The 10,848-nt window shown below is 67.8% G+C and carries 9 protein-coding genes; all 9 read right to left on the reverse strand.

What is annotated here, in order from left to right; all coding sequences use genetic code 11:
• Positions 1 to 133 precede the first annotated feature (133 nt).
• Positions 134 to 871 (reverse strand): GAF and ANTAR domain-containing protein, encoded by a 738-nt coding sequence (locus GKO32_RS29215; protein WP_154760128.1) that lies wholly within the window; start codon positions 869 to 871, stop codon positions 134 to 136.
• Between the two features lie 279 nt (positions 872 to 1,150).
• Complete coding sequence (locus tag GKO32_RS29220) at positions 1,151 to 1,801, reverse strand: sugar transferase (RefSeq protein ID WP_154760129.1); 651 nt, start codon at positions 1,799 to 1,801, stop codon at positions 1,151 to 1,153.
• A complete protein-coding gene (locus tag GKO32_RS29225) occupies positions 1,798 to 3,003 on the reverse strand; it encodes a DegT/DnrJ/EryC1/StrS family aminotransferase (RefSeq protein ID WP_154760130.1) in 1,206 nt (401 codons plus the stop codon). The genes GKO32_RS29220 and GKO32_RS29225 overlap by 4 nt, the downstream gene beginning before the upstream one ends.
• Positions 3,000 to 3,569, reverse strand: a complete 570-nt coding sequence (locus GKO32_RS40285) for an acyltransferase (RefSeq protein ID WP_312868721.1) — start codon at positions 3,567 to 3,569, stop codon at positions 3,000 to 3,002. Before GKO32_RS40285 ends, GKO32_RS29225 begins: the two co-directional genes overlap by 4 nt.
• Positions 3,566 to 4,795 carry a lipopolysaccharide biosynthesis protein gene (locus tag GKO32_RS29235; protein WP_166459774.1) on the reverse strand — a complete coding sequence of 410 codons (1,230 nt, stop codon included), beginning with the start codon at positions 4,793 to 4,795 and terminating at the stop codon, positions 3,566 to 3,568. Before GKO32_RS29235 ends, GKO32_RS40285 begins: the two co-directional genes overlap by 4 nt.
• Positions 4,792 to 6,111, reverse strand: a complete 1,320-nt coding sequence (wzy, locus tag GKO32_RS29240) for an O-antigen polysaccharide polymerase Wzy (protein WP_154760132.1) — start codon at positions 6,109 to 6,111, stop codon at positions 4,792 to 4,794. Before wzy ends, GKO32_RS29235 begins: the two co-directional genes overlap by 4 nt.
• Positions 6,112 to 6,128: 17 nt before the next feature.
• Positions 6,129 to 7,193 (reverse strand): glycosyltransferase, encoded by a 1,065-nt coding sequence (locus GKO32_RS29245; RefSeq protein WP_154760133.1) that lies wholly within the window; start codon positions 7,191 to 7,193, stop codon positions 6,129 to 6,131.
• Complete coding sequence (locus GKO32_RS29250; protein WP_154760134.1) at positions 7,190 to 9,580, reverse strand: glycosyltransferase; 2,391 nt, start codon at positions 9,578 to 9,580, stop codon at positions 7,190 to 7,192. The genes GKO32_RS29245 and GKO32_RS29250 overlap by 4 nt, the downstream gene beginning before the upstream one ends.
• Positions 9,577 to 10,848: nucleotide sugar dehydrogenase (locus GKO32_RS29255; protein WP_246244868.1), on the reverse strand; the 1,272-nt coding region annotated here is incomplete at its 5' end. The genes GKO32_RS29250 and GKO32_RS29255, both read right to left, overlap by 4 nt.

The following is a 10,848-nucleotide window of genomic DNA, read 5'->3' on the forward strand; positions in this document are numbered from 1 at the left end:
GCCGCCACTGGAGTGATGAACCGCATCCCCGAAGCGCGGTTGGCGTGGTCACGCGGTTCCGGGTGAATACCTGCTTCTCTTGGTTGACGAGCGGTAACCGCGACGGGAGGCTGCCGATATCCATGGAGACACCTCACCCTGGCGTCGGCCTGGTCAATGGATCCAGTTGCGCTGCACTCGGGGAGTTCTCGACGATGGTACGCGCCACGTCGTCGAGGCGGCGCCGGTGGTGGCGCGCGAACGAGCGCATTCGCTCGAACGCGGCGGTCAATGTGATTCCGTGCCGTTCGGCAAGAATACCCTTCGCCTGCTCGATCCCGATGCGGGAGCGCAGCGTGGTCTTCAGCTGTTCGGACCGAGTCTCGGCGCTGGTGATGGCTCTTTTCGCACACAGGTGGGCACCGGCGATGGCCGCGAGCGACTCGGCCAGCCTGTCGTCCTCGTAGCTGAACGGCCCGGGCCGCCTGCGCAGCAGCGTGATCGCGCCCACCGGTTTCCCGGGCGACGGCACGGGGATGGCGTGTACTCCCGTGAATCCGGTCTGGAGCGTGACCGACCGAAAGGGTTTCCAGCGTTCGTCGGTCCGCAGGTCCGCCACACTCGTCGCGGCCCCGGTGTGAAAGGCGCTGACACTCGGTCCGTCGTTGACGCGCAGTTCGGCAAGTTGAATGATTTCCATCAGTCCCGGGGAGGTGGTGGCCGCGCCGAGTCGTCCGTCCGGTCCGGCCAACAGCACACCGGCCGCGTCGCAGTTGAGCAGGCGGGACGCATATCCGGCCAGGCAGTCGGCGTAACGTGCTTCGTCTGACAGCCGGTCGTTCAGATCGGTTAGTGCGATGAAGGCCGCGGCTATTTCGACCTCGCGGTGCATGGTTTCCCTTTCATGGCAACGTTCGTCAGAAATTCTTTCGGTGCGACATTGTTATGGCTCGCGGGCGATGCGGGAAGTGGTTTCCAGCAGAATCACCTCGTACGGGTCAAAACGTGAAGATCGAATGCACGTGCGGACTCACGTGCGCGCGGCAATATACGTAATAGGGAACCCCACGCTCCGCCCGAGAACCTCACCCGGCGGCGTTGACGTCGCCCGAGGGCCACGGCGACCGGACGCAGTGGCGCGAGTAGCCGCGGGTCGATGCGGGTCTCGAGCTCATCGATGAGATGCAGGCCGAGTTTCATCGCCACTCCGGTGGATTTCGGGAAAATCGGGATTGACGCCCGACTGGCCGACGACGCCATGTGGGCGGATGAGGCAGGCCACCGTCAGCAACACGATCCACGCGTCGAGATGCCAGCTCCGGCGTTCGATGTACCACAGATCCAATTCGATCCGATCCGGCCAGCTGAGCAGGTTTCGCCCGTGTACCTGAGCCCAGCCGGTCAGGCCGGGGCGTACCGCCAGCCTGCCGAACTGCCTCCGGTCGTACCGGCGCACCTGCTCCGGCAGAGTCGGGCGTGGACCGATGACGCTCATGTCGCCGCGCAGGATGTTCACCAGCTGCGGTAGCTCGTCCAGGCTCATCCGGCGCAGTATGGTGCCGAGCCGGGTCTCGCGTACGGAATCCGGCTCACCCGGGTAGCTCGCCGGGCGCATCGTGCGGAATTTGAGCACCACGAACTCCCGGCCGAACCTCCCGGCCCGGCGCTGCCGGAACAGTATGGGCGAGCCCAGCCGCCAACCGACCAGCAACGACACGGCAAGCAGGACGGGAGTGAGCACGATCAGCGCGATGCTCGCAGCCAGCACATCGCAGGTGCGCCGGGCCCGCCCGTCGGATCCCGGCCGGGCCCGCGCGATCATGCCGTCGCCGCCATCAGCACCTTGACCACGGCCGCGACCATGTCCTGCACGTCATGGGTGTCGAGATTGGGTTGGACGGGCAAGGTGAGTGAAGTACGGCCGAGTTCCGCGGCGTTGGGCAGTCGTCTCGGCGCGCCGTCGATCACTTCGAAGGCCCGCTCGCGGTAGATCTCCGCGCAACCTCCGTACCCGCAGGGGATTCCTTCGGCGTTGATCGCGACGACCACCCGGTCGCGGTCCCAGCCGCGGCGCAGCCGGTTCGGCCGTACATGCGCGTAGAAGCGATAGTACGAGTGCTCGACGTGGGCCGGTGGATCCTCGACCCGGATCGCCGGATGTTCGCGGAGAGTCTCGAGCAGAATGCCGGCGTTGAGTTGCCGGTGCTTGACCATGGTGTCGAGATTGGACAGCTGCACCCGGCCGATCGCGGCCTGCATCTCCGTCATCCTGGCATTGGTGCCGAAGCTGTCGTGCAGCCAGCGAAAGCCGGGGTGTCGCGCGCCTTGTTCTACCTCCGCGGCGTTCTTGCCATGATCCTTGAGTTCCCAGCAGCGTCGCCAAAGCGTCGGATCGGAGGTGGTGATGGCGCCGCCTTCTCCACCGGTGCTGAGGATCTTGTCCTGACAGAACGACCAGGCGGCTACGTCGCCGAGGCTGCCCACCGGCTGACCGAAATAGTGGGCTCCGTGCGCCTGGGCGCAGTCCTCGACCACCTTGATGCTCCGCTCCCTGGCAAGCCGCAGCAGCGGTGCCATCTCCGCGGGGTGCCCGGCGAGATGGACGACCACGATTGCCCGGGTGGCCGGGGAAAGCCGTGGCTCCACGGTTTCCCTGGTGAGGCACTGGGTGCGCAGGTCCACGTCGACGACTACCGGTGTAGCGCCGCATCGCACGACCGCTGAGGCCGTCGCGATGAAGGTCGCCGCTGGCACGATCACCTCGTCCCCGGGGCCGATGCCGAGACTGCCCAGTGCCAGTTCCAGCGCAACGGTGCCGTTGGCGACCGCGACTGCGTATACCGTTCCCGTAGCCTCAGCGAATTCCTGTTCGAATTTGCGTCCATGATTGCCGGTCCAGTAATTCACCTGCCCCGAGGCCAGTACCTCTCCCGCCGCCGCTATTTCCTCCTGGCTGAAGACCGGCCACGATGGCAGCGGAGTTGTTCTGACCGGGCGCCCGCCAGAAGCGGCTAGCGACGTCATGAGCTGCCTCCAGAAGGTGAGGTGGGTCGAATGGTTGTCGCGGGGACACCGGCCACGGTGATGCCTGGCGGCACGTCACGGGTCACCACTGCACCGGCACCGACTGTCGCGCCGGCACCGATCCGGACACCGCTGAGCACGGTGGCGCGAGCGCCCAGCCAGACCTCAGGTCCGATGTGGACAGACGACGTTCGGTGCGCACCCGCGCGCAGTGGTAAGCCGCCGCTCCGGTCGTGGTCTGAGTCCCGGACCACGACCATTTCGGCCAGCAAGCAGCCATCGCCGATCTCGATCCGTTCGCGCGCCACAAGCACCGAATGCGGTCCGATGGACTCGGCGGCGATATGGACCGACGCCGAAGGTCCGGCGATGATCTGACACCCCCGGCCGACGATGACACCGTCGAGGACTATCCGGGCTCCCGCGCCCGCGCGTATCTCGCAGCCCGGCCCGATGACCGAGCCGGTGATCTCGACGCCGGGGAAGGCGAGTCGGAGGTAGTTCACCCTCACCGCCGACGCGGCCAGAAACGCCGCTCTGCCGGCACCTCGCACGATCCTTCTCACCGGATCACCGCCTTCACGGTACGGACCCGGCGCCGCAGGATGCCGGTGGAACCGACGGAAAGACCGGCGTAGACGAGTACGGATCCGATGGCGACACCAAGTGCCCCAGCCCAGTCGGCCGAAATCGCGTACACCGCCAGCGCGACGGCGCTGCCGGCAATTCCCAGCGTGCCGGCCGCCCCTGTCCAGCCGCCGCCGAGCAAGCCGCGGCTGGCCACCGAGTACGGTGCCAGGCAGAGTTCGGCTCCGGCGAGGATCGCCACCAGCGGCCGGGCAGGAGCGAACTCGGTACCGAAGACCGGCACTATGAACAGCCAGGCGGCGATGACGACGATCAGGCCGCCGGCGAGCGCGGCACCGACCGCGAAAGCGGTCGCCGGACGGAGCCGGCGGGCACCGAGCCCGGTTGAGGTATCCCGCAGATACAGTTGCCCGGCGGCCGCCGGCAGCAGCCGTGCGGTCTCGGACAGGCTCGCGGCGAGCGAGTAGATTCCGACCGCGGTGGTTCCACCCGCGAGGCCGAGAAAGTAGCGATCGGCGCGCAGCGCCACGACCAGCCCGACCGTCAATCCGAGCGTCGGTGTGCCCCGGCGGAGCAACGTCCGGATCCTGGCCGGTTCGGGCCAGTCCAGCCTGGCAAGGCCTGCCCGGCGCAGACCCCACAACCCGGCCAGCCCGGCGAGAACCATGCCGGATGCCTGCGCTTGCAAGACAACCGACGCGGACACCGAGACCGTCAACGCGGCGAGCACACCGGCAAGACCACCCGCGCTCACCAGGGCCGCAGCCATCCCGCCGCGCCGGAACCGGCCGTCGGCGAACCAGGCATCCGGGACCAGCGCCAGCAGTACCTGACCCACGGTGAAACTCGCTGTGGCGCCAAGGAATCCGGGCGTGGCGAGCGCGCTGTCGATCCACCGTGACGAGGCCGCCGTGGTCGCCAGCGCACCGGCCAGCGCAACCACCAGACCGCACAGGGAGCACCACGTGAACGTGGAAACCAGCCGCCGCCGCGCGTCCGAGCTGGGGGCGGCAGGCAGGAAGGCGCGGAACGCGGCACCAGAGCCAAGCCCGCCGACGAGCCCGCAGATACTGCCGATTGTCACGCCCAGCACCATCAATCCTCGTTCTCGCGGGCCGAGCGCCTGCGTGGCGACCAGACCGGCCGCGGAGTTCGCGGCCGCCTGCAGGGCGCTCGCGCCGGACAATGTCGCCAGCCCCTTCATCGCCGCCCCACCCGTGCCGAGACCGCGCGGGAGACGGCCCACACCAGCCACAACAGCAGCAGTCCTATCCCGAGCTGGACGGGCACCGGGGCGAAACTGTTCCGGGTCTGGATAAGCAGGGGCAGCAGAACGATTCCGACGCGGGCGTCGGCCAGTGGAGTGCGTGGACGACGTTCAAGGCCCCCGAGGACAAGGCCGATCACGGCCAGCAGCGCCACGACGCCCAGCAGCCCGGCGTTGTGGTATCCCTCGGCGATGGGCGAGGCGCCGATGGGCCCGACCCGGTCAGTGATTTCGACGTTGAGCAGCCGGTCGTCCGTGCTTGGTGGCCCCCCGTGCCAGCCGGTCACCCCCTCGATGAAACGCATCGGCACGGCGACCAGGGTCATCCCATGCAGGAAGGAGTCACCCCATGAGTGCCAGTCCAGGACGACCGTGACGGGGCGCAGCGCGCAGCCCATTTCGGCGACGGCCTCCAGCGGCGCCGACCACAGGGAGGATATCCGGGTGTCGCCGCCGGGCAGTCTCGTCGCCCGCACCAGCCCGATCAGGGCGAGCAGGCACGGCACGCCGATGAGTGTCCACTGTGGTCTGATCCGGCGCCCTCGCCGATGCTCGACGACAAGCAACGCCAGCAATGGGAACAACACGGCGCCACGCGTTCCGATCAGAAAAGCCACTGCTGCGTAACAGGAAAAACCAATCCATCCGGCAACGCGAGCCGGCCCGCCCGCGATGATGGCCAGAATGGTGCCGACCCCGATGAGCAGTGTGCCGTAGCCGAGTGACCCGTCGGATTCGTTGGCCTGCAGGAATTCCGTATATCCGCCGGAAAGCAGCCCGAGACCGCCTGCCTGCGCAACGGCGCTCGCGAAGATACCGAGACCGGCAAGCTCCACTGACAACCCGGTCGCCGCGGATATACCGCCGGCCAGGGGCGAAACCGCGACGGGGGGTCGCGTCGGAGCCGAACCGGCGGCCACCGTCGCGGCGAGCGTACAGGCGACCATGCCCGTGATCGTCAGGCGCACAGCGCCGGCGGTGTATCCGCCACTGAGCCACGAACTGTCGTAGCCGGGCAGAACATCTGGCCCACCCAGCGCGATGCTGATCAGCAAGCCGCCGTGGAAGAGCCCGAAAAGGATGATATAGGCGGTGCTGGGCCGGTAGAACCCTCGCCGCGCGAGCACCGCGACGCACAGCGCCCAGGTGATGCCATATACCGCCGCGAGGACGGGTAGGTCGTCGTTGCCCAGCGGCTGGATGAACAACGCACACGTGATGCAAAGCAGTGCGAACACCAGAAACTCGCGCATGCGAGGCCGGTCGGAGGTCAGCGAGTGGTCCACAACTGCCTCCAGGATTCGGTATTCCGATCAAGGGCGAAGGGCGACCGGCGGAGCCCGGCCCCGATCCGCTGTCGTTCTGCGGCCGGCATCTCCGCGAGGCCCAGCGCCGTACGGGCCCACACTTGCGGGCCGGCCGCCAGTGAGAGCAGGGTGATTCCGCCAAGTTGCCGCGAAAGTGCGCGCAACCCCGGCAGATCCGAGGCCAGCACCGGTACTCCGGTCGCGAGCGCTTCGAGCACGACACCCGGCAGGCCCTCGCGGAGTGACGGCAACAGCAGCACGCTGCCTTCGGCGAGCACCTTCTCGACGTGCTCGATTTCGCCGTTCAGCCGGATCAGCGGAGAATCGGCCGCCATCGAGCCCAGATCGGTGCACCCGCCCGGGCCGGCCACCACCAGCTCGGTATCGGGCCGGAGCCGGCAGGCTTCGGTGTGGACGGGCAGCAGGAAGGCGCGATTCTTTTCCGGCGCACACCGTCCTATGTGGACAAATATCGGATGTGCCGGAGGTTCCGCCGGAACCGCGAACCGGCCGGTGTCGACCCCGTTGGGCAGCACCCGATATCGCCGGTCTCCCCGAGGCGGGGCGGAGAATGCGAGCGCGGCATCGGTGACGCCCAGTACTGCGGTAGCGCAGTGACGCAAGGCCATGCGCATCACCGCACGCTGCACTACCCGGATAACCGTCCCCGGCCGGCCGTCGCCCTCGCTGTGCAGGCGTGCGATCCGGGCCGGCACCCCGGCCAAGGCCGCCACCGCCAGCATCATCCCGCTGGACAGGCTGACATGAGACAACACGATGTCCGGGTGCGCGGCGCGCAACCATGACCACAGCCGCGGCACGAACGTGACCATGGGCCGGACGGGGCAGGAATCCACTGTCGCGCCGGCGGCCCGGAACCGGGGCGCCAAGCTTCCCTCATGCCCGCCGAGGACGAGAAACCGTTGCCGCACTTCGGTGGCCGGGATGTGGCGGCACAGCTCGAGTGCGACGCTTTCCGCGCCGCCCCGGTTCAGGGTGCCCATGATGTGGACGACCGTCACGGTCATCGGCGGCTCCGAGCCGACGGGACATCGCGGAGCCAGCTGGTGAGCCGCTCGTCGAGAACCGATTGTTCGTAGTCCCGGGCGACGGCGAGATTGCGTCGGGACTGCGTTTCCCACTCCCGTGGATTCGAGATCAGCCGGCGGATGCCGGCCGCAAGTGCCACCTCGTCGTCCGCGGGCACGAGACACGAGCGATCGAGCAACTCGGGGATGCCGCCGACGGCGGAACCAACGGCCGGCAGCGCCCTGGCCATGGCCTCCACGAGTGCACGGGGCAACCCTTCCGTCCGCGAGGGCATCACGAACAACGACGCCGAGTCCAGCAGGTCGATGACGGTGGCCCGGTCGTCCAGCGTGCCGGTGAAGGTGACGTGTCCCGTGAGTCCAGCCGACCGTCCTAAAGCGAGTAGCTCGTGGTGGATCCGGCCATCGCCCGCGATGGCCGCGGTGACCGGGACCTCGTCGTCGAGCAGGAGCCGGATTGCCTTCAACAGCACATCGTGGCCCTTGTAGCGAGTTTCGTGACTCCCGATCGCCACGAGCCGGAACGGCCCCGGCGACCAGTGGCGGCCCTGGTCGACGAACATGCTTTTGCTGAGCCGGACATTCGGTATCGTCATGGTCGGGGTGCCCGGCCGTGGTGGGTAACGTCGCTGCAATGTCTTGCTGGTGACGAACCGGGATGCGGACGCGCCGCGGACGACCCAGCGGAGGTAGCCTGCGGCCGGCCCGGCCAGCCTGCGACCTGCCGCGCCCAGCGCACCGGATCGCAGAACCTCCGCGGGGTCACCCACCACTTCGACGGCGTAGCGCCGGTTCAGGGCGCGGCAAGCAGCCGCGGCGACCGAGCCGACCGCGCCGGGGAGCCGCAGCAGCACCGCATCGGCGTCGGCTACGGCATGCACGACGGAGGTGGTCAGCGGAACCAGTTTGGCCAGCAGGCCACCGCCTCCGTGGTAGTAGGGCAACGGCCGCAGTTCGCTGCCGTCCTCGAACTGGAAGCTCGACCCGCCGGGTAGCGGCTCACTTCGGGCCACCACCCGGATCCTGTTGCCGTCGCGGAGATAGCCTTCCCGCGCGGATGGGCCGTTCGCGGGATCCACGGGCACCCAGCCCCCGCCGCGGACGATGAACCTGGCGTCGGTGAACAAACTGAAAACCCGGCCGGTGGCCGGCCGGCCGGCGGCCTCTTCGATCGTGTCGGCGATCGCTTGCGCCACCCGGGATCCGGAGAAGTTGGTCAGGATGTGCTGCCGGGCCCGCGCACCGCGTAGGTGCAGTACCCGGCGGACATGCTCGCCGTGGGCCATCGCCAGTGCCTGCGCGAGCGCGTCGCTGTTCCCCCGCGGTACCACCCAGCCGCCGTCCCGGGGTACCGCCTCGGGAAGACCGCCGGCATCGCTGACGACGCTCGGCAGACCCATCGCGCCGGCTTCGACGGCTGCGCCGTGATTATCCGAAAGGGACGGCGAGACCGACAGGTCGGCGGCGGCGTAGTAGGGCCGGACATCGTCGGTCGTGTCCAGCCAGGTAATCCCGGTGCTGGTGTCGTCATCGAGTCGCAAAAGGTGGATCAACTGCTGGCGATACCGTTCGCCCGCTTCGTCGAAACCGCTGCCCACGAGGATCAGCCGGCTGTCGGGATGCTCCGCGTGGAACTTTCGCCAAGCGCTGATGAGTACGTCGTGGCCCTTGATGCCGCGGCCACCACAAACGAGCCGTTTCGGGGCGTAGACGAGTGCGATCATGACGACCACGAACGATCCCTGGTCGACGCCGAGTATCGTGCGTGTCCCCGTTCGGGTCCGCTCGCCGAGCGGCTGAAAATACTGGGTGTCCAACCCGTAGGGAATTGCGGGATACCGGCCATGCGGCCGGCCCAGCTCGCGATACCGGCGCGCGGTGAACTCACTTCCCCCGATCGTCACCGAGTCCAATCGGGACAGCAGCCGCTCCGCCGTCCGAATCGGCCCCGACTCCAGATAGAGCGGGCCGGCGACCATGTGCACCTTCGGGACGCCGAGCCCGATTCCGGCCAGGCGTGCCGCCAGCGCCGACGCGTATAAGTGGTAGTGCAGCACATCAGGGGACAGCCGGCGGAAGAGGTGGCGCAGGCGCAGCAAACCGGCGAGGGCACCGGGGGACGGACGGAACCTGAAGTCGAACGGGCTGTCGGTGAGCGGCACGCCGCGCTCCTGGAGCGCGGCACGCAGGCGTCCGGATTCGGCCGGCAGCACCACGATCACCGAATGCCCACGTCGCCGCAGTTCGTCGATGTGCGGCAGTACCCACATCCCGCCTTGGCTTGTTTTCAGCACGAGCAGGATGCGGAGCGGAGGCACCGCCCGCACCCCCGCCGCGGTGGCGGAAGGTTCGACGTCGGTACTCACAGATACTCCACCTGCCGGCCGGACAGCCGGTGCCGCGTGTCCAGCACGAGAGTCGCCGAGCGGGAGACGAGCTCGTAGTCGACGTCGTCGTGATCGGTGAGCAGTACGACAGCGTCGGCCTGGCGCAGTTCGGACTCGGTGAGCTCGACGAGCTTCATCGACTCCGGGCAACGGTGCGGTTCGACGTGGGAGTCGACCACCCGGATCACCGCGCCCTGCGCCGCGAGTTGGTCGATAACGCGCAGCACAGGGGATTCGCGGATGTCGCCGGTATTTGGCTTGTACGCGAGGCCGAGAAGGAGGATCACACTGTCGTGCAAAGCTTTGTGCCGCCAGTTGAGCGCGGCGGTAAGCCGCTGCACAACGTAGTCGGGCATGCGGTCGTTGATGTCGTTGGCCAGCGCCACAAACCGGAAGTCGCGTTTGAGATCCCGCTTGACCTGCCACGACAGATAGCTCGGGTCAACCGGCAGGCAATGACCCCCGACGCCCGGCCCCGGCGTGAACCGGCAGTAGCCGAACGGTTTGGTGGTCGCCGCGTCGATCGCTTCCCATACGTCGACGTCGAGCTCGTGGGCGAACACCGCGATTTCGTTGATCAGTGCGATATTGACGTGCCGGAACGTGTTCTCCAGGAGTTTGGTCAGCTCGGCCGCCTTGGTCGTGCGCACCGGCACGGTCGTGTCGACCAGCCGGTCATAGAGGCGCATGACCGCGACGAGTGATGCCGCGTTGATGCCGGACACGACTTTCGGAGTATTGACCAGATTCCAGCGTGGATTGCCCGGATCGATGCGTTCCGGGCTATAACCGACCGAGAAGTCCTGCCCGGCCACCATACCGGTGCCTTCTTCCAGGAGCGGGACGACGACTTCCTCTGTGGTGCCAGGGTAGGAGGTCGACTCCAGCACCACTGTCGCTCCCGGGCGCAAATGCGGTGCCAGCCCTCTGACGGCGGACTCGACATGTTGCAGGTCGGGAGCGGAGTCCTTCAACGGCGTCGGCACCGTGACGATGGCCGCGCTGAAGGCTTGCGCGTCGTCGTAGCTGTCCGTCGGCAGGTACCGTCCGCTGGCCAGAGCGTTTTGCAGCTGTTCGGCCGACACGTCGTCCACATAGGACTTTCCGTCCTTCAAAGACCACACGCGAACCGCATCGGTGTCGAGACCGATGACAAAGAAGCCGGCTTCCACCGCGCGCATCGCGACGGGGAGGCCGACATAACCCTGGCCGACGACGACCAGCCGAATGGGTGCGGTGGTGGGGGA

The sequence above is a fragment of the Amycolatopsis pithecellobii genome (genome assembly GCF_009707865.1).
Lineage (GTDB): Bacteria > Actinomycetota > Actinomycetes > Mycobacteriales > Pseudonocardiaceae > Amycolatopsis_E > Amycolatopsis_E pithecellobii.

Bases quoted from the DNA above. Each gene is read 5' to 3' on its own strand.
- GKO32_RS29220 (WP_154760129.1), bottom strand. From the start codon at position 1,801: ATGATCGCGCGGGCCCGGCCGGGATCCGACGGGCGGGCCCGGCGCACC.
- wzy (WP_154760132.1), bottom strand. From the start codon at position 6,111: ATGCGCGAGTTTCTGGTGTTCGCACTGCTTTGCATCACGTGTGCGTTG.
- GKO32_RS29225 (WP_154760130.1), bottom strand. From the start codon at position 3,003: ATGACGTCGCTAGCCGCTTCTGGCGGGCGCCCGGTCAGAACAACTCCG.
- GKO32_RS29235 (WP_166459774.1), bottom strand. From the start codon at position 4,795: ATGAAGGGGCTGGCGACATTGTCCGGCGCGAGCGCCCTGCAGGCGGCC.
- GKO32_RS29215 (WP_154760128.1), bottom strand. From the start codon at position 871: ATGCACCGCGAGGTCGAAATAGCCGCGGCCTTCATCGCACTAACCGAT.
- GKO32_RS29245 (WP_154760133.1), bottom strand. From the start codon at position 7,193: ATGACCGTGACGGTCGTCCACATCATGGGCACCCTGAACCGGGGCGGC.